General features: G+C 65.7%; 18 protein-coding genes. 6 read left to right on the plus strand and 12 right to left on the minus strand.

The window, feature by feature from the left end; all coding sequences use genetic code 11:
• Nucleotides 1-59: 59 nt before the first annotated feature.
• The 3 genes from ACXZ1M_RS09575 (at nt 60) to ACXZ1M_RS09585 (ending at nt 2,309) form a co-directional block, all read left to right on the plus strand.
• Entirely contained in the window at nt 60-878 is an 819-nt protein-coding gene (locus ACXZ1M_RS09575; RefSeq protein ID WP_459052933.1) for a dihydrodipicolinate synthase family protein, read from the plus strand.
• Nucleotides 875-1,450, plus strand: a complete 576-nt coding sequence (locus ACXZ1M_RS09580; protein ID WP_459052934.1) for a hypothetical protein — start codon at nt 875-877, stop codon at nt 1,448-1,450. Before ACXZ1M_RS09575 ends, ACXZ1M_RS09580 begins: the two co-directional genes overlap by 4 nt.
• Nucleotides 1,451-1,655: 205 nt before the next feature.
• Nucleotides 1,656-2,309, plus strand: a complete 654-nt coding sequence (locus ACXZ1M_RS09585; RefSeq protein WP_459052935.1) for a hypothetical protein — start codon at nt 1,656-1,658, stop codon at nt 2,307-2,309.
• Here ACXZ1M_RS09585 and ACXZ1M_RS09590 read toward each other — a convergent pair.
• Together ACXZ1M_RS09590 and ACXZ1M_RS09595 are read right to left on the minus strand one after the other, a co-directional pair.
• Nucleotides 2,306-3,034 (minus strand): TorF family putative porin, encoded by a 729-nt coding sequence (locus ACXZ1M_RS09590; RefSeq protein WP_459053989.1) that lies wholly within the window; start codon nt 3,032-3,034, stop codon nt 2,306-2,308. The genes ACXZ1M_RS09585 and ACXZ1M_RS09590 overlap by 4 nt on opposite strands.
• Nucleotides 3,035-3,038: 4 nt before the next feature.
• On the minus strand, nt 3,039-3,341 hold the full coding sequence (locus ACXZ1M_RS09595) for a hypothetical protein (RefSeq protein ID WP_459052936.1): 303 nt from the start codon (nt 3,339-3,341) through the stop codon (nt 3,039-3,041).
• A 211-nt stretch (nt 3,342-3,552) separates the two neighbouring features.
• Here ACXZ1M_RS09595 and ACXZ1M_RS09600 point away from each other — a divergent pair, with 211 nt between their 5' ends.
• Complete coding sequence (locus ACXZ1M_RS09600; RefSeq protein ID WP_459052937.1) at nt 3,553-5,550, plus strand: DNA topoisomerase IV subunit B; 1,998 nt, start codon at nt 3,553-3,555, stop codon at nt 5,548-5,550.
• A gap of 14 nt (nt 5,551-5,564) precedes the next feature.
• The gene (parC, locus tag ACXZ1M_RS09605) at nt 5,565-8,108 is read left to right on the plus strand and encodes a DNA topoisomerase IV subunit A (RefSeq protein WP_459052938.1); all 2,544 of its coding nucleotides are present in this window, start codon (nt 5,565-5,567) and stop codon (nt 8,106-8,108) included.
• Nucleotides 8,109-8,213: 105 nt separating this feature from the next.
• Here parC and ACXZ1M_RS09610 read toward each other — a convergent pair whose 3' ends face one another.
• The 9 genes from ACXZ1M_RS09610 to ACXZ1M_RS09650 form a co-directional block, all read right to left on the minus strand.
• A complete protein-coding gene (locus tag ACXZ1M_RS09610) occupies nt 8,214-8,681 on the minus strand; it encodes a hypothetical protein (RefSeq protein ID WP_459052939.1) in 468 nt (155 codons plus the stop codon).
• Between the two features lie 73 nt (nt 8,682-8,754).
• Entirely contained in the window at nt 8,755-10,224 is a 1,470-nt protein-coding gene (locus ACXZ1M_RS09615; protein ID WP_459052940.1) for an amidohydrolase family protein, read from the minus strand.
• Complete coding sequence (locus ACXZ1M_RS09620; protein ID WP_459052941.1) at nt 10,221-10,994, minus strand: alpha/beta fold hydrolase; 774 nt, start codon at nt 10,992-10,994, stop codon at nt 10,221-10,223. The genes ACXZ1M_RS09615 and ACXZ1M_RS09620 overlap by 4 nt, the downstream gene beginning before the upstream one ends.
• 9 nt (nt 10,995-11,003) lie before the next feature.
• Nucleotides 11,004-11,462 (minus strand): cache domain-containing protein, encoded by a 459-nt coding sequence (locus ACXZ1M_RS09625; RefSeq protein ID WP_459052942.1) that lies wholly within the window; start codon nt 11,460-11,462, stop codon nt 11,004-11,006.
• A 3-nt stretch (nt 11,463-11,465) separates the two neighbouring features.
• Nucleotides 11,466-12,821, minus strand: coding sequence for an MFS transporter (locus tag ACXZ1M_RS09630; RefSeq protein ID WP_459052943.1), 1,356 nt, complete (start codon nt 12,819-12,821; stop codon nt 11,466-11,468).
• 11 nt (nt 12,822-12,832) lie between these two features.
• Nucleotides 12,833-13,927 (minus strand): porin, encoded by a 1,095-nt coding sequence (locus tag ACXZ1M_RS09635; protein ID WP_459052944.1) that lies wholly within the window; start codon nt 13,925-13,927, stop codon nt 12,833-12,835.
• A 38-nt stretch (nt 13,928-13,965) separates the two neighbouring features.
• A complete protein-coding gene (locus ACXZ1M_RS09640) occupies nt 13,966-14,901 on the minus strand; it encodes a VOC family protein (protein WP_459052945.1) in 936 nt (311 codons plus the stop codon).
• A gap of 7 nt (nt 14,902-14,908) precedes the next feature.
• Nucleotides 14,909-15,745 (minus strand): fumarylacetoacetate hydrolase family protein, encoded by an 837-nt coding sequence (locus tag ACXZ1M_RS09645; RefSeq protein WP_459052946.1) that lies wholly within the window; start codon nt 15,743-15,745, stop codon nt 14,909-14,911.
• A 33-nt stretch (nt 15,746-15,778) separates the two neighbouring features.
• Nucleotides 15,779-17,446 (minus strand): FAD-dependent monooxygenase, encoded by a 1,668-nt coding sequence (locus tag ACXZ1M_RS09650; RefSeq protein WP_459052947.1) that lies wholly within the window; start codon nt 17,444-17,446, stop codon nt 15,779-15,781.
• A gap of 100 nt (nt 17,447-17,546) precedes the next feature.
• Between ACXZ1M_RS09650 and ACXZ1M_RS09655 the strand changes: the two genes are divergently transcribed.
• A complete protein-coding gene (locus ACXZ1M_RS09655) occupies nt 17,547-18,470 on the plus strand; it encodes a LysR substrate-binding domain-containing protein (RefSeq protein WP_459052948.1) in 924 nt (307 codons plus the stop codon).
• Here the strand turns inward: ACXZ1M_RS09655 and ACXZ1M_RS09660 are convergent, their stop codons facing one another.
• Nucleotides 18,471-19,877, minus strand: a complete 1,407-nt coding sequence (locus ACXZ1M_RS09660; RefSeq protein WP_459052949.1) for an IgA Peptidase M64 — start codon at nt 19,875-19,877, stop codon at nt 18,471-18,473. It lies immediately after the preceding gene.
• Between the last annotated feature and the right edge of the window lie 36 nt (nt 19,878-19,913).

Genomic DNA, 19,913 nt, shown 5'->3' on the forward strand with positions numbered 1-19,913 from the left:
TAGAACGTTTTTACGGGCGCTTGGCTACGCTGAATCCATCGCAACTACATGGAAACATCATGCTGACTTCTTTACACGGCATCTGGGTGCCGCTGGTGACGCCGATGCACCACGGCGAGATCGATCTGGAGGGCCTGCAACGGCTGGCCGAGCGCGTGGTGGACGACGGCGTCCACGGGCTGGTGGTGTGCGGCACCACCGGCGAGGCGCCGCAGCTGGACTTGGCCGAGCAGAGCGCGGCCTTGGCGGCGGTGCTGGAGGTGGCGCGCAGGCGTTCTCCGGTGCTGATGGGCATAGGCGGCAGCGATACTTTTGACGCCGCCAGCCGGCTGCTGGAGTTTGACGATGCCGATCTGGCCGGTTACCTGGTGTCGACGCCGGCCTATGTGCGGCCGTCGCAGGAGGGTTTGCTGCGGCATTTCGAGACCATCGCCGATGCGACCGCGCGGCCGATTGTGTTGTACAACGTGCCGGCGCGCACCGGCGTCAAACTGGAACTCGCCACGGCGTGCCGGCTGGCACAGCGGCCGCAATTTGCCGCCATCAAGGAAGCCGGCGGCAGTCTGCGGCAGATGACGGATCTGGTGCGCGCGCAGCGGTTGGCCGAAGCGCGGGCGCTGGCGAACGCGCTGCTGCCGATGATGCAGTTGCTGTTCTCCGAGCCGAATCCCGCGCCGCTCAAGGCTGCGCTGAGTATGCAGGGCTCGATGCGCGAGGAACTGCGCTTGCCGATGGTGCCTGCCACCTTGGCTTGCAAGGAAAAACTGGCCGGCGCGCTGGAAGCGCTGGACGGCATGCCGCCGTACCGCCCGGCGGCGGCGGGCGCGAAGCCGGATTCGGTGCGCTATTCGCTGGCCCACGCGATGGCGGCCGTATGATCGTCGCCCTGACGGGCATGGATGGCGACAGCGCCGTCGCCGATCTGGCCGAGGATCTCGCCATGTTGCGCGTGGCTGCTGGCAAACGCGTGCTGCTGGTTTCGCCCCATCCCTGCGCCTACGATGCGCAGCTATACGATGATCTGGTGATCGACGCCTCGCCGCAAGGCGCGCTGAATGTCGCGCTCAAGGCCGATGCATCGCTGACGCGCGCCAGCGTCATCCTGACGCTGCTGCAGCCGGAATCGCTGAAACAACCGGACGCCTGTGCCTCCTTGCTGTCGCGCCTGCAACTGGCGCAGCGCGCCAATCCCGCCGCCCACCTGCTCGTGGCTGTCGCGCATGGTCGCCGTCCCCTGACTGCGTATCAAACCGGCTGTCTGCTGGTCTTCGTCGCCCAGCTGCCGCAAGCCCGCCTGGCCGATATGCTGGTGCTCGACGACAGCGCCGATACCTATCACACGCGCCACAGCGAACTTGAACTCCCGGCCCACAAGCAGGAGCGCAAATTGTGCGCGCCGGAAGTACGCCATCTCTACCGCGAAATCTTCCGACCCGCTGGGAGGATATAGGGTGGGGGTCTTTTTTTTCGGCGTTTTACTAAAATTTCCTATAACGTGCTATCCACTACTCATTGCTTATAAAGGGAACTAACAGCCCGTGCGCTTACTCTAATACTCATGCTCCCTCGATATTTTAGTAAGCCATAGCGCGCTGTAGTAACGCTTAGCCGAAACTAGCAGCGTTTAGCAAAACCGCTTTTTTTGGAGACCCACCATGGGTATGGTCAGCTTTCCCGTTCGCCTGCCGAACGAAGTGTTGGAAGAATTAGGTGCTTTCAGCGGCGTGCACTGGTGCGGCTGGGAGATAGAACCCGTCATTTGCGACGCCATTCGCGCCTACATGCAGCCCAAGTCCGCGTCGCCCCAGCAGCAAGCCGCCGTGGCCGGCACCGGCAATGACGCTGGCTATGACACCGGCTATCAATGGAAGCAGGTCTTCCTGCCGGAAGGTACCCGGCTACGCGCCAGCTTTGGCCGCGTGCAGTATTTCGCGGTCGTGCAGGGGAGTGAAATCCGCTGTGGCGAACAATCGCTATCACCGTCCGCCTTCGCCAACTTGCAGGGCAGCGGTAATCGCAATGCCTGGAAAGCCGTCTGGCTGCGTTTTCCCGGCAGCGAACAATGGATACTGGCCGACACTTGCCGCGCGCAGCAGAAAGCCTTGATAGCGCGCCTGTTTGGCGCCGCCGAACCGCAGCAGTCGACAGCGCCCGGCCCCTTGATGCCGGCACCGCCTGCCATGCCGGCGGCGCCAGCCAGACAGTCAGGCCGGCCCGGGGCGTCCGGCAAGGCCGGCAAGCATCGCCGGAAAAACAAACGCGACAAACACGGCAAGCAGCATGCCGCAGCGCGCCCGCCGACCTCTTAGAACACTTTGCTGATGGTCAGCTGCAGCGCGGTCTTGCCGAGGAATTTGCCGTTGGCGGCGGAGGTGTAGGCCGATTCGTTGGCGTTGGTGCCAATGACGGCCAGCGCGCCGGTGACCACGCCGAAGTCCTTGGTCACGCCCAGCTTCCAGTCGCTGTAGGAAGCTGCGTCGTTGTGCTTGACGTCCTGACGGCCGGCGTGCAGGTTGACCGTGTAGCCATCGCCGGCGTCGATGTTGGCGCCCAGGTCCAGGTAACCGCTGTTTTTGCTGTCTGCAAAGCCGAACAGATTGGTCACCGAATGCGAGTACTTCACATACGCCGGGCCGTAACCGAGCTGGCCGTAGACTTCGGTGGTGTTGGCGCTGACCGCCAGCGCATTCGCTGCATATACATAGGTCAGCACGCCCACGTCATACGACACGGCCTCGCTCACCTGTCGGCGCTTGCCGGCATACAGGTCCAGCTCCACGCTGCCGTCGCCGCCCGCATCCTTGATCCAGGTGATGGTCGAGGCCCAGGCGCCGGCGTAGAAACCGGTCGGATTATTCACGTAATCGGCGCCGCCCTGCAACGCCGGCTGCAAGCGCGTTTGCGAAATGCCGCGATAACGGTAGTCGCTGATGGCCGCGACGTTGAAGCTGACCGCGTTGTCCGGCACGGCCGCTTCCTCGGCATGGACGGAAAAAGCAGCGGCCAAGGCCGCAGCGAGCACTAATTTTTGCATCATATTACTTCCTATCAGTGGGGGAAAATTTTGTGGTCATGCGGCCGAATTCGGCGCCCGGCAAGGCGCGCATCACCGCCTCCATCACCTGCCCCGCCAAGGCACGCGAGAGGCACAGCCAGACCTTGACGCGGGCGCCGTGGTCGCAGGCTTCCACCCGCATGAATTCCATGGCGTCGCCGCAGGTGCGCACCACCAGCGCGCGCAAATCGGTCACCGCCGCCGCGTCCACCGTCAGCTGCATCAGGTACGGGCGCGGCGCCTGGACGCGGCGTTGAGCGGCTTTGGTAGGGAAAAAGGCGTGCATGACGAACCTCCGGTTGATCGTTTCAATACCGGAAAGCTTATCGACCGCGCCGTAAAAACGGTCTAAAAAGGCGGGCCGGCGTTGTAAACATCGTGTATAAATTGCGCGGTGCGCAATTTTTGCCCGCCAGCGCCCGCAGTTGAGGATAGAATACGCAAAACAATGCATGAACTGTACATAAACCCAGTATCAAGAAAACAAGCTTGCACGTATGGCCACTAAAAAACCCGTTTCCGACTACAGCGAATCATCCATCCGCGTCCTCAAGGGCCTGGAACCCGTCAAGCAGCGACCGGGCATGTACACCCGTACCGAGAACCCGCTGCACATCATCCAGGAGGTGATCGACAATGCCGCCGATGAAGCGCTGGGCGGCAACTGCAACACCATCATCGTCACCCAGAACGCCGACGGCAGCATCACGGTCGAAGACGACGGCCGCGGCATCCCGGTCGGCCTGCACCCGGAAGAAGGCGTGCCGACGGTGGAAATCGTGTTCACGCGCCTGCACGCGGGCGGCAAGTTCGACAAGGGCAGCGGCGGCGCCTATGCGTTCTCCGGCGGCCTGCACGGCGTCGGCGTGTCGGTCACCAACGCCCTGTCCAAGCGCCTGGAGATCACCGTCTGGCGCAAGGAGCCCAACGGCACCGGCCTGCACCACCTGGTCTTCGAGCACGGCGACGTGGTCGAGCCGCTGACCTCCGTGCCCGCCCCGCGCGACGGCAAGAAGTCCGGCACCCGCGTCACCGCCTGGCCGGACGCCAAGTATTTCGACTCGGCCGCCATCTCGCAGACCGAGCTGCAACGCCTGCTGCGCTCGAAAGCGGTGCTGCTGCCGGGCGTCTCGGTCACGCTGAACAACGCCAAGACCGGCGAATCGCAGACCTGGCAATACAACGACGGCCTGCGCGGCTACCTGACCGAAGCGCTGGCGCAAGCCACCGACGGCGAAACCCTGATCCCGCTGTTCGAAGGCGAGCAGTTCGCCGGCCCCGACGCCGAAGGCTTCGCCGAGGGCGAAGGCGCCTCGTGGGTGGTGGCGTGGACCGAGCAAGGCGCCGTGGTGCGCGAATCCTACGTCAACCTGATTCCCACGCCCAACGGCGGCACCCACGAATCGGGCCTGCGCGACGGCCTGTACGGCGCGGTGAAAAACTTCGTCGAAATGCACTCGCTGCTGCCGAAAGGCGTCAAGCTGCTGCCGGAAGACGTGTTCGCGCGCACCTCCTTCGTGCTGTCGGCCAAGGTGCTGGACCCGCAATTCCAGGGCCAGATCAAGGAACGCCTGAATTCGCGCGACGCCGTGCGCCTGGTCTCGACCTACTCCAAGCCGGCGCTGGAACTGTGGCTGAACCACCACGTCGACTACGGCAAGAAGCTGGCCGAGCTGGTCATCAAGCAGGCGCAGTCGCGCCTGCGCTCGGCGCAAAAAGTCGAAAAGAAAAAATCCTCGGGCGTGGCCGTCCTGCCGGGCAAGTTGACCGACTGCGAATCGAACGACGCCGACCGCACCGAATTGTTCCTGGTCGAGGGCGACTCGGCCGGCGGCTCGGCCAAAATGGGCCGCGACAAGGAATTCCAGGCCATCCTGCCGCTGCGCGGCAAGGTCTTGAACTCGTGGGAGACCGACAAGGACCGCCTGTTCGCCAACAACGAGATCCACGACATCTCGGTGGCGATCGGCGTCGACCCGCACGGCGTCGGCGACACGCCCGACCTGTCGGGCCTACGCTACGGCAAAATCTGCATCCTGTCCGATGCGGACGTCGACGGCTCGCACATCCAGGTGCTGCTGCTGACCCTGTTCTTCCGCCACTTCCCCGGCCTGATCGCCAACGGGAATATCTGCATCGCCCGTCCGCCGCTGTACCGCGTCGACGCGCCGGCGCGCGGCAAGAAGCCGATCCAGAAGCTGTACGCGCTGGACGCCGGCGAGCTGGTGGCCATCGAGGACAAGCTGCGCAAGGACGGCCTGAAGGAAGGCGCCTGGTCGATCTCGCGCTTCAAAGGCCTGGGCGAGATGAACGCCGAACAGCTGTGGGAAACCACCATGAACCCGGACACGCGCCGCCTGCTGCCGGTGTCGCTGGGCGGCTTCGGCCACAACGAATCGGCCGCCCGCTTCAATATGCTGATGGGCAAAGGCGAAGCAGCCGCGCGCCGCGCCTGGATCGAAGAACACGGCAACGAAGCCGAAGCAGATATCTAATCTAGAACCGAACTATGACTCAAGCAAATCTCTTTGACGAACCGGCGCCGAATTCGGCGGCCGGCAAGCCAGAACAAGCCGCGCCGGCGACCACGGCCGCCACGGCGCACGCGCCGGTCCACGCACCGGCGGCAGCGGCGGCCCACGCCGCCGCCGAAGCGCACGCCCACGGCCAGCCCGCCCCCGCCAACGGCGGCGACGGCGGCTTCGGCGGCGGCAACGGCGGTAACGGCGGCGGTGGCGACGACGGCTTCGGCGGCCCACTGGGCGGCGGCGACGATGGCGACGGCGGCGACACGCTGACCCTGTCCACCTTCGCCGAACGCGCCTACCTCGACTACGCCATCTCGGTGGTCAAGGGCCGCGCGCTGCCCGACGTCTGCGACGGCCAGAAGCCGGTGCAGCGCCGCATCCTGTACGCGATGAACGAAATGGGCTTGAACAGCACCGCCAAGCCGCGCAAATCGGCCACCGTGGTCGGCGACGTGCTCGGTAAACTGCACCCGCACGGCGACCAATCGGTGTACGACGCCATGGTGCGCATGGCGCAGGACTTCTCGCTGCGCTACCCGCTGGTCGACGGCCAGGGCAACTTCGGCTCGCGCGACGGCGACGGCGCGGCGGCGATGCGCTACACCGAAGCGCGCCTGACGCCGATCGCCAAAGTGCTGATGGACGAAATCAACCTCGGCACCGTCGACTTCCAGGCCAACTACGACGGCTCGACCGAAGAACCATGCCTGCTGCCGGCCCGCCTGCCGATGGTGCTGCTGAACGGCGCCTCCGGCATCGCGGTCGGCCTGGCGACGGAAATCCCGTCGCACAACCTGGGCGAAGTGGCGCAAGCGGCCGTCGCCATGATCCGCAATCCGAAAATCAGCCACAGCGAACTGATGGCGCTGATCCCCGGCCCGGACTTCCCGGGCGGCGGTCAGATCATCACGCCGGCGCAGCAGATCGCCGACATGTACGCCACCGGCCGTGGCTCGATGAAGGTGCGCGCGCGCTGGAAGATCGAAGAACTGGCGCGCGGCCAGTGGCAGGCGGTGGTGACCGAACTGCCGCCGGGCACCTCGTCGCAAAAAGTGCTCGAAGAAATCGAAGAACTGACCAACCCGAAAATCAAGCTGGGCAAGAAAGCCCTGTCGCCGGAACAGCTGGCATTGAAATCGCTGATCCTGAATTCGCTCGACACCATCCGCGACGAATCGGGCCGCGCGGCGCCGGTGCGCCTGGTGTTCGAACCGAAATCGAAAAACCAGGACCAGACCGAATTCATGCTGATGATGCTGGCGCACACCTCGCTCGAATCGTCGGCCTCGATCAACCTGGTGATGATCGGCGGCGACGGCCGTCCGCGCCAGAAGGGTCTGACCGACATCCTGCAGGAATGGATCACCTTCCGCTTCGCCACCGTCACCCGCCGCACGCAGTTCAAGCTGGGCAAGGTCGACGCCCGCATCCACATCCTGGAAGGCCGCCAGACCATCCTGCTCAACATCGATGAAGTGATCCACATCATCCGCAACTCGGACGAACCGAAAGCGGCGCTGATGGAACGCTTCAACCTGAGCGAAATCCAGGCCGAAGACATCCTGGAAATCCGCCTGCGCCAACTGGCGCGGCTGGAAGCGATCAAGATCGAGCAGGAACTGGCCGAACTGCGCAAGGAACGCCAGACGCTGCAAGACCTGCTGGACAACCCGTCGTCGATGAAACGCGCCATCATCAAGGAAATCGAGAACGACGCCAAGACCTACGGCGACGCCCGCCGCACCCTGATCGAAGAAGCGCAAAAAGCGGTGGTGGAACAGAAGGTGGTGGACGAACCGGTCACCGTCATCATCTCGGAAAAAGGCTGGATCCGCGCACGTACCGGCATCGGCCACGACGCCGCGCAATTCACCTTCAAAGCCGGCGACACGCTATACGGCGCCTTCGAATGCCGCACGGTGGACAACCTGCTGGCCTTCGGCAGCAACGGCAAGGTCTACTCGGTGCCGGTGGCGGCGCTGCCGAACGCGCGCGGCGACGGCGTGCCGATCACCACCCTGATCGACCTGGCGCCGGGCGCGCGCATCCTGCACTACTTCTCGGGCGCGGCCTCGACCCGCCTGCTGCTGGCCACCAGCGCCGGTTTCGGCTTCGAAACCAAGGCCGGCGACATGGTCAGCCGCATCAAGGGCGGCAAGTCCTTCATCACGCTCGACGACGGCGACGTACCGCTGCCGCCGACGGTGATTCCGGACACGGCCAGCGCGGTAGCGGTGCTGTCCTCGGGCGCGCGGGTGCTGGTGTTCGGCATGGATGAAATGAAGGTGCTGACCAACGGCGGCCGCGGCGTGATCCTGATCGAGCTGGCGGACAAGGAAACGCTGCTGGCGGCCAAGCCGATCAGCCAAAAAGGCGTGACCGTGTACGGCACGGGGCGCGGCGGCAAGGCGCAGGAAGAACGGCTGTCGGCGTCGGCGCTGGCGGTCCACTTCGGCAAGCGCGCGCGCAAGGGCAAGGAGCTGGCGACCAAGATCAAGCCGACCGGGTTGGTGCCTATCGTCTAAAACCGGGGTCAGTTCTGCCAATGGTACACGGGCCCTACCGTAGTTTGTCGCTACGGTAGGGCCCGTGTCCGTTTGGCAGAACTGACCCCGGATTGGGGCTAGTTCTTAGTGCTTGGCGGCGGCTTCTTTCACTTCAGCGTCCGACTTGGCTTTGACGGCGGCGGTCTTGTTGGCGGCCAGGGCTTTGTCTTCGGTCGCGTCAACGGCGGTCTTGATGGCTTTGGCGTCAGCTTTCACGGTTTTCTTTTCCGCTTTCTCTTCCGCTTTGGCTACCGACTTTTCGCCTTTGGCGGCGGCTTTGGCTTTGTCTTCAGGATCGGCCTTGGCCACTTTTTCGTTGGCTTTGGCTTGTTCCACGGCTACTTTGGCCTGGGCTTCGTCATGGGCCTTGTCGGCTTTGGCGATGGCTTTGTTGGCTTTCTTGTCAGCCTTGGCATCGACCTTGGCTTCTTTTTGCTGGGCTTTGGCGACGTCCTGGTTGGCTTCGGCCTGGGCCTTGGCAACATCCGAGGTTTGAGCAAAGGCGGCGGTGGCGAACAGGCCGGCGATCAGAGTGGCGATAATTTTATTCATGGTCATATCCCTTTCGGTGTTGTTTGAGTGCGTGAGAAACATCTTATGCCTGCTGAGCTACGCACTCTGTACGCTAGCGTACTAAAACCCCAATCGCCGCCCGATCCAGATAACGCCCGCCCAGCACCACCGCCGAGATGCGCGACAGGTTGCCCACATCCTCCAGCGGATTGGCGTCCAGCAGCACCAGATCCGCATTCTTCCCTGCCTCCACCGTGCCCATGCTCGCCTCGCGCTGCAGGAAGCGGGCGCCGTTCAGGGTCGTCATCTGCAAAATCTGCAGCGGCGACAGTCCGGCCGTCGCCAGCTCGCGGAACTCCTGATGCAGGCTGACGCCCGGTATCACCCAGATCCCGCCCAGGTCCGAACCGGCCAGCAGCGGCACGCCGTTACGCGCCAATAGCGCCACCAGTTGCTGCTGACGGCCGTAGTAACGCTGGAAGGTGGCCGCCGCCGATGCCGGCACCGTGGCCTCATACTGCTGCGCCAGACGCTCCCACAACGCGCGCGTAGCGGCATCGACACCGGCCAGCGCCGCATCGTTGCGGTACTGCGGCGCCGTGCTGAAAGCGGCGGTGCGCAGACGGATCAGGGTCGGCACCTGCCATACGCCGTGCGCGGCCAGGCGACGCGCCAGCGCCGTGCACTTGGCTTCGTCGTAGCCGTCCATGGCCTGCTGATAGAACGGCGCGTCGGCGGCGCGGAACAGCATCGGGCTGGCGATCGCCAGCGGCAGCATGGCCGGCGCTGGCGGCGCCGCGCCCTGCCCGCGCAATAGCGCACCGCGCACCGCGTCTTCCGCGCTGGAACAGTCGAGCACCATGCCCAGTCCCGAGCCCAGATGTTCGACCGCGTGCCAGCCCGCATCGGCCGCCTCACCGGCCGGCAGCGCCAGCGGCATGTGACCGGAAACGGTGAGGCCCTGCCTGCGCGCTTCGGCCAGTGCCGCCAAGGTGCCGTCATGGTTGCCGCCGGCGATCTTGATGAAGTCCGCGCCCATGGCTTTCTGCTGCTGCACACGCAGCGCGGCCTGCTCCGGCGTCAACGGCGCGGCCAGGATGTCGCCGGGCACGGCCAGGATCTCGGGCGCGACCAACTTGCCGGCCGCACGCTCGGCGTTGAGGGCGCGGGCCAGTTGGATCAGCTGCGCCGAACCGGCCATCTCGCGCACGCCGGTGACGCCGTGGGCCACCAGCTGCGGCCAGGCGGTGACCGGCTTGTTGGCCGTCAGCAGCGCGTGGGTGTGCATGTCCAGATAGCCGGGCACCACGAACTTGCCGCCGCCGTCGATCTCGCGCGCGGCGCCGCCGGTGCGTACCGGACCGGCGACGATGCGCTGGATCTTGCCGCCATCAATCACCAGCGTCTGGCCGGGACGCAGCGCGCCGTCGCGGGTGTCGACCACGGTGACGTTGCGGATGACCGTGCCGCTGTCGACGAGGGGGCCGACAGGAGCGCCATGGCCGGCGCAGGACGCCAGGCCGCCGACGGCCAGCGCCGCCGCCAACAACCTGCCGCAGGTACGCGTGCGGGCGCCGGTCATGCCGCACCTCCGCGCAGGAAGCGCTCCAGCGCGGCGTTGAACGGCGCGCCGGTCTGCTGCGGCGCGTGGCCGCCGCCTTCGATCACCACGCGCTCGCCGCCGAGGCGCTGCTGCAGGCGGTCGGTGATGGCCTCGAACGCCGCGCTATGGCCGCCGGAGACGTGCAGGTAAGGCACGCCGGCATTGCGCAGCGCTTCGGCCGGCACCACCGCCTCCGCCGGAAAACGGAAATCCCGCAGATGCCGCGCAAACGCCTGCAAGGGCGGCGGCAACACCGGCGGCAGCGCGCGCGCCGGTTCGATGATGCGGAACAGCGCCCGCAGATACTGCTCATCATCGGCCGGTGCATGCGCCGCCAGTCCCAGCACGGCGTAATGGAACGCCGTTACCGCCGCATCATCCTTGGCGATGTCGCTGGTGCCCGACTCAATGATGGTCAAGGACGCCACCTTGCGGGCCACCTGCGCCACCGCCAGCATGGCCACCGCCGCGCCGTAGGAATGCGCCACCACGTGATCGTCCGGCTGTATCAGCTCGGCCAGCAGGCCGGCGTCATAAGCGAAATCCTCGCGCCCGGACGGATTGGGCGCGCTGCCGTTGTAGCCGGGCCGCGACGGCATCACCAGCAGCCAGTCGACCGCCAGCGGCGCCTGCGCCTTCCACGCCAGCGCGCCGCCGGCGCCGCCGCCGTGCACGAACACGATGCGCCGTCCCGCGCCCATCTCCTCGACCTGCATGCCGCCGGGGCCAGTATATTTTGTGACGTCCATAACCATCCTTCATTGTTTCAGAATGCCGCAGGTGATCACCAGATCGCCCGCGCGTTCAAAGTAGACCGAGCGCTTCTCGATATTCTTGGTGACCGAGTTGGGCCACTTGAAATCGATCCAGCCGCTGGTCGCAGTCTTCAGCATGTCCAGGCGCTCCTTGATGAACATCTTGCCGTCGACATCCTTCACCCCCGACAGATCGACGCCCACCATGCGCGGCAGCACCGGATTGGCCAGCACCTTGCCGTGCAGGTCGTGGATCACCACATACAGATCGCGGTCGACAAAGCGGCCCTTGGGATTATTGGCCTCCGCGATGGTCTTGTCCTTGCCGCTTTCCGCCAGCATGGCCACGGCCTTGTGCACCATCGCCACCGCCTCCTCCTGCGATCCCAGATCGGCCGCGCGCAGCGGACCGGCCAAGATGCAGGCCAGCGCCAGCACCAGGTAGTTGATCAATTTACGCATGATTCATTTCCCTTCCTTGTAAAGCCGGCCCGTGACCAGCATGGCGCAACCGGCAATCACCGCCGGGATGGCAAACACAATGAACGCGGTCTGCTTGGTCGCCAGCGCCGCCAGCAGCAGGCCGCCGGTGACCGAACCAACGATGGAGCCAACCCGTCCCACCGCCAGCGCCCAGCTGACGCCCGTGGCGCGCGCCGCCGTCGTATAAAAACCGGAGACCAGCACATTGGCGCCGGTCTGCGCGCCGGATAATCCCAGCCCAGTGCAGAACACCGCCAGATACAGCCAGCCCGGGTGCGCAATCGCCGCGCCGATCAGCACAATCGACAGCGCCGCCACCACATAGGAACAGGTCAGCACGAAGAACGGGTTGTAGCGGTCCATCAGGCGCGCATTGATCAGCGAACCGATGGTGCCGCCGACCGGCATCATGGCGCCGATGGTGGCCGCCTCCGTCACCGCGATGCCGCTGTCGGTGATCACCGTCGGCAGCCAGCTGCTGACCTGGTAGTACACCCACAAGGTGCAGAAGAAGGCCAGCCAAAGCAGCAGCGTGCCGGCGCGGTAGTGGGAATTGAACAGCGTGGCGGCCACACTGGCCGTGCCGCCGGCGCCGGCGCCAGCACCTACGCCCTTGCCTGCGGCCTGCTCGCCCGGCACCACCACTTCCAGGCGCACATCATCGCGCCCGGTCAGGCGGCGCAGCACGGAGCGCGCCTCGGCCTCGTATTTCGGCTTGCCGGCCATGAAGCGCAGCGACTCGGGCAGCAGCAACCACACCACGGGCGCCAGCAACAGCGGCACCGCGCCGCCGAAGAAGAACACGCCCTGCCAGCCGAAGCGCGGAATCAGCAGCGCGGCAATGCCGCCGCCAAACGCCAGTCCCAATGTAAAGCCGCAAAACATCAGCGTCACCAGCAGCGCGCGGTTGCGTTCCGGCGCAAACTCCGACGACAAGGTCAGCGCGGCCGGCATGGCGCCGCCCAGTCCCAGCCCGGTGAGGAAGCGCAGCGTCACCAGCGACGACACCGAATTGGCATAACCACAGGCGATGCTGCCAATCGCGAACAACAGCATCGACACCACGATCACGCGGCGGCGGCCGATGCGGTCGGCCAGCGGCCCGAAAATAAAACTGCCGATGGCCAGGCCGAACAGGCCGGCGCCGAAGATAGGCCCCATCTGCGGCGCCGTCAGCATCCACTCGCGCTTGAGCAGCGGCGCCACATAACCGGCGGCGGCGACATCAAAGCCGTCGGCCGCCACCACCAGAAAACACAGCACCAGCGTCAGGATCTGCAGACTCGAAATCTTCGCGCCGTTCATCACCGCGCTGGGCGTCATTGTTTGAGCAACCATGTCAGGTCTCCTTAGAAGAAGTGGCGGAAGCCGACTTCCATGCTGGTGATGTCCTGCCCCAGTACCGGCAAGCCGGAACCACCCGCCACCACCGGCGGCGCATAGGTCTTATCGCTGGGCCAGATGCCGAAGTTGGTGGCGGCGCCGTTGTTCAAACGCGCCACCGAGGTATACACCTGCGTGCGTTTGGACAGGTTGTAAAAGTAACCGAGCGCGAAAATATTCGTCTTGCCGCCGGCGGCGCCGGCCAGCTTGCGCTGCGCGTAGCTGGTCTTGATATCGGCCAGGCCGAGCGGAATGCTGGCGCCGATCAGCTGCGCGTTGACGGTGGCGGCGTTGGTCAGCGTATTGTGCATCAGATAGCCGAACACCTTCACCGCCGGGAAGGCATAGCTGGCGCCCAGCGCGGCGGTCTTGTTGGACAAGACAGTGAGCGGCACGGCGCCGGCCAGCTTTTGCACCTCGTAGCTGGCGCCCACGTACAGCGGCCCGCCCTTGAAGTAGTCGATGCTGCCGCCGGTGAATTCGCCCAGATCCCTGGGCGCGGCGGCGCGCTCGCTAAAGCTGTGCAGCACGCGCACCGACACGCCCTCCAGCGCCGGCGACAGATACTGTACCGCGTTATTCAGCGGCAGTTGGCCGACGAAGCCGCGCAGATTGCCGGGAATCTGCTGCGTCAGCGTGATGCCGTTGCCGTTCTCATTGCGGCCGAACGGATCGCTGCGCGCCTGCACGAACAGGCTGGGCGCGTACTGGCTGCCGACCTGTAAGGAGCCCCACTTGCCGCCGTAGCCGACCAGCGCCTCGCGGTCGAACAACTGGTTGCCGCCGGAGCTGACGCCGGTGTCGGCGCTGAAGCCCGACTCCAGCTTGAAGTAGGCGCGGGTGCCGTCGCCCAGGTCTTCGCTGCCGCGCAGGCCCCAGTAGGAAATGTCGTTGGAAAGATAGCGCGCCGACGACGCGGCCTTGCCCGGTGCGGCCGAGAAGCGCACGCTGTCGAACGCTACATCGAGCTTGCCGTAAAAAGTGATATTGCTGCCTTGCGCCAGGGCGGCCGCAGGCGCCAGCGCCGACAGGATCAGCGCTGCTGTGAACTTTTTGTTCATTTTTTGTCTCCGTAGTTTTTAGTTTTAAAAGCACTGCATTACATGACTGGAACCTCATGATTGGTGATGAAATCCGCCGGCAGTTCCGGGCCCCACACATACAGGGAGTCCTCGGGCGGATAGTCGGCGGCGGGCCACTGCACGCCGGCCGCAATAAAATCGATATCGAAGGAATACTCGGCGTAGCTGCCCCACGGATCGCGCACGTAGCGGAAGTAGTTGGAACCGAGGACATGCCGGCCCACGCCCCAGCCGTGCGCGTAACCCGCCTGCACCATCTGCTGCGCGCCGAGGCCGACGGCGTCGAAGGAATTCACGTTCCAGCTGGTGTGGTGCAGGCCCGGCGCAAGCGACTTGGCAAAGGCGATCAGGTGATGGTCGCTGCCGTGCGGGCTATGCACGAAGGCGATGACATCGCCGGAACTGTCGGACAGCTGCAGCCCGAGCGCCTCGCAATAAAAGGCCACGGCGGCGCCGACGTCCGGCGTGAACAGCAAAATATGCGACAGATGCGTGGGCCGCACCTGGCGGATGGCGCTGCGGCACGGCGCGCGGCCGGCGTTGCCGCTTTCCGGCGCAAACTCGCGCGGCGCCTTGACGCTGGGCGAACACTTGTCCGCCACTTGCAGGCAAATCGCCACGCCGTCCGGCGCCGCCAGCCAGACACCGTCCGGCGCCAGCGCATGCGGCCGCACGGCCGTGAGCACGCCGCGCTCCGCGCAGCGCTGCAGCAGCGGCGCCAGATCGTCGGCATACACGCCCAGCGTGAGCCACAACAGCTTCTTGCGGCCGCCCTCCAGCACCCTGCCCCAGCGATGCGGATGGCCGTCGGTGTACAGTCCCAGCCCTCCCTCTTCGCGCCGCACGTCCAGGCCGAAGCTGGAATAAAAGTGCGCGGCGGCCTGCAGGTCCGGGACGCTGAAAACAAATTCATGCACGGAGTGGACGGCATGGACGGCGTGGAGCGCGCTCATGACGGCCTCACACCACGCGCTGCGTCTGCGCGCCGAGCTGCGCGATGCTGAGCGTGACCACGTCGCCCTTCTTCAGGAACTGCTGCGGCTTCATGCCCAGGCCGACGCCGGCCGGCGTGCCGGTGACGATCACATCGCCCGGCAGCAGCGTCATGAACTGGCTCAGATACGAGACGATCTGCGCCACCGAGAAAATCATGTCGGAAGTGTTGCTGGCCTGCTTGGTCACGCCGTTCACGCTCAGCTCCATGTCCAGGGTCTGCGGATCGGGAATCTCGTCGGCCGTCACCAGCCACGGGCCGACCGGGCCGAAACTGTCGAAGCTCTTGCCCTTGCCCCACTGGCCGTTGCGGTGGATCTGCCAGTGGCGCTCCGACACGTCGTTGGCGGCGCAGTAGCCGGCCACGTAGCTGAGCGCATCGGCTTCGGCCACGCTGCGCGCGGTGCTGCCGATGACGATGGCCAGCTCGATCTCCCAGTCGGTCTGCTCGGAACCGCGCGGCATCACGATGTCGTCGTTGGCGCCGCAGAGCGAGGTGATGGCCTTGGTGAAGACGATCGGTTCGGCCGGCAGCGGCAAGCCCGCTTCCTCCGCGTGCTTGCGGTAATTCAGGCCGATGGCGACGAACTGGCGGATGCCGGCCACCGGCACGCCGATGCGCACGCCGGCGTCGATCAGCGGCAGCTGCGCCAGGTCGATGGCGGCCAGCGCGCGCAGGCGCTCCGGCGACATCCATTCCGGCGTCAGGTCCGGCACCAGTGCCGAGAGGTCGCGGATGCCGCCTTGTGCGTCAAGGGCCGCAGGTTTTTCGGCGCCGACTGCGCCCACGCGTAACAGTTTCATGATGTGTCTTCCAGTTGAGAGTTGAGAAGCGGCTTACCAGCCGCAGATGGTGCGCAGCAGCGCCTTGCCGTCGTGCGGCCAGATGTCGCCGCGCCACGCCACGTGCTGGTCCGGGCGGATCAGCACCAGGCGCGCTTGATAGAGTTCGGGCAGCGCGGCGGCGTCGCTGTTGGCATTGGCGCCGGGCTGGCACACCGTCAGCGGCAGGCCGGTGTCGGCGGCGTCGCGCCGGGCTTGCAGCAGGTCGGCCGCGTTCCAGCCGCCGGTGGCCAGCAGCGAGTAGCCGGGACCGAAGCCGTCGTACAGCGAACTGCCGTCGGCCAGCCAGGCGTGCGGCGCCAGCGAACCGGGACAGGCCGACGGCGTGGCCTGGTGCACCTGCGCCGGCGGCGGCGCGCTGTCGTCGGCGACCACGATGGACGAGCCGTGATAGTGGGAGCCCAGCACCACGCCCAGCGTATTGAATTCACGCCCTTTCACCTCGCGGATGGCGGCGCCGATCTGGGCGCGCAGCTTGACGCCGTGCGGGCCGTCGTCCTCGCTGCCGTCCTGCGTCAGCTGCTTGCCCAGCACCGCATGGTTGGCCACCGCTTCGTCCATCACGCGCTGGTGCACCGGACGGCGCTCGGCTTCATAGCTGCCGATCAGCGCCGGCCCGCCCCAGCCGCGCAGCACGGCGGCCAGCTTCCAGCCCAGGTCCACGCTGTCGGCCACGCCCATGTTCATGCCGTAGCCGCCGAACGGCGGATGCAGGTGGCAGGCGTCGCCCACCAGCAGCGCGCGCCGGTCCTGGTACTTGTCGGCGATCAGGCGGCTGGCCACCCATTCGTCGGTGCTCTTGATTTCGTACGGCAGGTCGATGCCGGTGGCCTTGCGGATCAGCGCCGCCGCTTCGGCGTCGGTGACCTTGAAGTCGTTCGGCACGCCGGTCGGCATGAAGAACCAGGTGTCGTCGACGTCCATCGGGCCGATCAGGCTAGGCGTGTCGGCGTTTATCTGCCAGTACATGATGGCTTTGCCGTGCGGATGGGCGGCCGCCAGGCCCGGCGCGCGGAACACGATGTTGTAGTTGCGCGACAGACCGTAGCTGCCTTCCATCTTGGCGCCGATGGCCGTGCGCACCGTGCTGCGGGCGCCGTCGGCGCCGACGATGTAGTGGCTGGTGATGGTTTCGCGGCGCTCGCCGCCGCCGTCGCCGTTGCCACCACCTGCGCCCACGCTGCGCACCACCGCGCGCACGCCGCGCCCATCCTGCTCGAACGATTCCAGCTCGGTGAGAAAGCGGAACTGCACGCCGGGCAGGCTTTGCGCATGCTCCTTGAGCACCTTCTCCAGCGTGTACTGCGGAATCCACTGCGCGTGTTCGGAATACAGGGCATTGCGCTCCGGCGCGCAGTTGAAGGCGTTGTCGAAGCGCGCCAGCGGATAGCCGCCCAGCCGCGTCACGAACATCACGTCGGACGGATAGTCGAGGCCCAGCGGCGAAGCCGCCGCCAGCTTGCCGGCGATGCCCCAGCGGCGCAGGTGTTCGCGGGTGCGGACGTTGGTGGTTTTGGCGCGCGGCGCGGCGCCGACGCGCTCATTGCGCTCGATGACGATGCAGGAAATCGCCCGCGAACCGAGTTCGATCGCCAGCGCCAGTCCGGCCGGCCCGGCGCCGATAATCAGCACTTCGGTCGAATATGTGCTTGCCTGTTGCATGTGTGTCTCCTTGCTAGCTCTTATGAAACCAAGTCTAGCCAGCGGGGAGCGATCACAAAAGATGACAAAATGTGGCGAGTGATACTAGAATCGTATCACCATGAAATTACATCAAATCCGCAATTTGCTGGCCATCGCCGACCAGGGCAGCGTGCGCGCGGCCGCGCGCCACCTCGACGTGAGCCAGCCGCAGCTCACCCGCAGCATGCAGGAGCTGGAGCACGAACTGGGCGTGACGCTGTTCGAGCGCGGCGCGCGCGGCGTGGTGCTGACCCAGGCCGGCCAGCGCTTCCTGGTGCGCGCCCGCACCATCAGCAGCGAGGTGCGGCGCGCGCACGAGGAGATCGCCCAGCTGCAGGGCGACACCGCCGGCACGCTGCAGGTGTGCATGTCGACCGTGCCGCACATCGCGCTGTTCCCGTATGCGCTGAAGGAGTTCCGCGCGCGCTATCCGCACGTGGTGATGGATTTGCGCGACGGCGTGTTCCCCAACGCCGAGCCGCTGCTGAAGAGCGGCACGCTCGATTGCTACATCGGCCCGGCGCCGGACCTGCCGCCCGGCTCGGACCTGATCGTCGAGAAGCTGTTCGACAACACGCGCGTGATCATGTGCCGGCGCGGCCATCCGCTGAGCGGGGCGAAGTCGTTGAAGGATTTGAAGGATGCGGAATGGGCCACCACCTCGGTCACGCACAAGGCCTACGAGGAACTGGGGCCGCTGTTTGCGCAGCATGGGCTGCCGGCGCCTAAACTGGTGCTGCGCGCGCATTCGACGCTGACGTATATCACCGCCATCGCCTATTCCGATCTGCTGTTGATGCTGCCGGTGCAGTGGGCAGATTTCGAGATCACGCGCAATGCGCTCGATATCATCAAGGTAAAGGAGCCGTTGCCGGCGGCGCCGATCTGCATCGTGCGGCGCGGCGATTTGCCGTTGACGCCGGCGGCCGAATATTTCTGCGACATGGTGCGCCGCGCCAGCGCGCACCTGTTGCAGGCCCGCGCGGCGCCGCGCAAGCGCTGATTATTTTTTCGGCTGCGAGTACAGGTCGATGATGGTGGTGATGGCGTCCGCGCACACCGAGCAGAATTTATCGCTGCGGTCGAACATAATGCACTGCATCTCGGGCCGGTAGTAGCCGGTCGCTTCGTAGTTCGCGCCTTCGAAGGCGCCCACCTCATGGCGGTGCGGATCGGCCGAGAACAGCGCGCTGCTCTGCTGCAGATCCTTGTGGAACAGGGCGCTCATCTCCGACTCCGGGCGGTTGTTGGCGCGCAGTGCGGCGCGTTCCTTCTGGTAGGCGCGCGAGGCCGTCTCATAGGTCGCTTTCGGCCATGGCGTCGGCAGCGGCGTGCCGGCCTTGGTGAATTTTTTCCATTTCAGATTGGCCGGGTCTTGCAGCGCGGTGGCGTTGGGCTCCCACGGCTCGCGGCGCTCGCCGCCGGTGGCGTAGGCCACGGGCGAGGTGTAGTACTCATCGGCCAGGCCGGCGAAGTGGTGGCCGAATTCGTGCACGAACAGGTAGTTGGCCCAGTCGTTGTCGGCCGCCGCCGTGCTGAATTGGCCGAAGATGCCGCCACCGCCGTAGGTGTCGTTGTTCACCAGGATTTCGATGAATTCATACGGCGCGTATTGCGCCAGCTCGCGCAGGGCGCGGTTGTCGGTGGTGAGCACATAACGCTCGCTGCCGAAGATGTCGTAGCGGGTGCCCAGCGCCGATTCCTTGTGACTGCCGGTCGAGGGACGCGAGACGCCCGATTCGCTGGTCGGCAGCGCGATGGCCCAGACGTTGAAGTCCTTGGCGCGCTCCTTGAACGGCGAGGTGTCGAACAGGTGGTCGGCCAGGCGGCGCGCGGCCGCTTCGAATTTTTTCATGTCGGCTTTGGTGTAGCCGTCGCCGACGATCAGCAGGTCGACCTTGTCTTCAGATGGGCCGTTGACGCGGATGCCGATCGGCTTGACCGGCGCCGGCGGCTGCTTGCGGATCACGTCCATGGCGTTGGGGTCGACGTCGGCGGTCCAGACCACCGAGAACAGGTTGCGTTCATCGCGCTTGAGGATGCGGACCTTGACCGGCTGCTCGGGGCGCGGGAAGCGTACCGATTCCTGGAAGCCGCGATTGGTGCGCGCGGCTTCCTCGGTGCTGCGCCATTCGGCGAAAATCGTCGAGAAGCCGCGCGAGTAGAGCAGCTTGCCGGTTTTGGCGTCCACCACTTCGACCATGTTGTTGCCGCGATTGCTGGTGTCGATGGTCTGGGCCATGTTACCGGGCCATGGCAGCGGTTCGACCACCACGCGTTCGATGGCGTAGTGCTCGTCGAGGGCGTTGCCGCTGTGGAGGTAGTCGAGGCGGATGGTCGCCGGCTGCGCGGCCAGGGCGGAGGCGGTGCAGGCGCACAGCGCGAGCAGCGAGACAAGGTGACGGATCATGGGAGTCCTGCGGTCGGTTGAAAAGTGACCGCCATT

The organism is Duganella paludis (genome assembly GCF_054461335.1).

What these genes read in the sequence shown, in the direction of transcription:
- ACXZ1M_RS09585 (WP_459052935.1), top strand. Translation starts at nt 1,656, where the DNA reads ATGGGTATGGTCAGCTTTCCCGTTCGCCTGCCGAACGAAGTGTTGGAA.
- ACXZ1M_RS09660 (WP_459052949.1), bottom strand. Translation starts at nt 19,877, where the DNA reads ATGATCCGTCACCTTGTCTCGCTGCTCGCGCTGTGCGCCTGCACCGCC.
- ACXZ1M_RS09590 (WP_459053989.1), bottom strand. Translation starts at nt 3,034, where the DNA reads ATGCAAAAATTAGTGCTCGCTGCGGCCTTGGCCGCTGCTTTTTCCGTC.
- ACXZ1M_RS09640 (WP_459052945.1), bottom strand. Translation starts at nt 14,901, where the DNA reads ATGAGCGCGCTCCACGCCGTCCATGCCGTCCACTCCGTGCATGAATTT.
- ACXZ1M_RS09635 (WP_459052944.1), bottom strand. Translation starts at nt 13,927, where the DNA reads ATGAACAAAAAGTTCACAGCAGCGCTGATCCTGTCGGCGCTGGCGCCT.
- parC (WP_459052938.1), top strand. Translation starts at nt 5,565, where the DNA reads ATGACTCAAGCAAATCTCTTTGACGAACCGGCGCCGAATTCGGCGGCC.
- ACXZ1M_RS09610 (WP_459052939.1), bottom strand. Translation starts at nt 8,681, where the DNA reads ATGAATAAAATTATCGCCACTCTGATCGCCGGCCTGTTCGCCACCGCC.
- ACXZ1M_RS09630 (WP_459052943.1), bottom strand. Translation starts at nt 12,821, where the DNA reads ATGGTTGCTCAAACAATGACGCCCAGCGCGGTGATGAACGGCGCGAAG.
- ACXZ1M_RS09580 (WP_459052934.1), top strand. Translation starts at nt 875, where the DNA reads ATGATCGTCGCCCTGACGGGCATGGATGGCGACAGCGCCGTCGCCGAT.
- ACXZ1M_RS09625 (WP_459052942.1), bottom strand. Translation starts at nt 11,462, where the DNA reads ATGCGTAAATTGATCAACTACCTGGTGCTGGCGCTGGCCTGCATCTTG.
- ACXZ1M_RS09620 (WP_459052941.1), bottom strand. Translation starts at nt 10,994, where the DNA reads ATGGACGTCACAAAATATACTGGCCCCGGCGGCATGCAGGTCGAGGAG.
- ACXZ1M_RS09650 (WP_459052947.1), bottom strand. Translation starts at nt 17,446, where the DNA reads ATGCAACAGGCAAGCACATATTCGACCGAAGTGCTGATTATCGGCGCC.
- ACXZ1M_RS09595 (WP_459052936.1), bottom strand. Translation starts at nt 3,341, where the DNA reads ATGCACGCCTTTTTCCCTACCAAAGCCGCTCAACGCCGCGTCCAGGCG.
- ACXZ1M_RS09615 (WP_459052940.1), bottom strand. Translation starts at nt 10,224, where the DNA reads ATGACCGGCGCCCGCACGCGTACCTGCGGCAGGTTGTTGGCGGCGGCG.
- ACXZ1M_RS09655 (WP_459052948.1), top strand. Translation starts at nt 17,547, where the DNA reads ATGAAATTACATCAAATCCGCAATTTGCTGGCCATCGCCGACCAGGGC.
- ACXZ1M_RS09575 (WP_459052933.1), top strand. Translation starts at nt 60, where the DNA reads ATGCTGACTTCTTTACACGGCATCTGGGTGCCGCTGGTGACGCCGATG.
- ACXZ1M_RS09645 (WP_459052946.1), bottom strand. Translation starts at nt 15,745, where the DNA reads ATGAAACTGTTACGCGTGGGCGCAGTCGGCGCCGAAAAACCTGCGGCC.
- ACXZ1M_RS09600 (WP_459052937.1), top strand. Translation starts at nt 3,553, where the DNA reads ATGGCCACTAAAAAACCCGTTTCCGACTACAGCGAATCATCCATCCGC.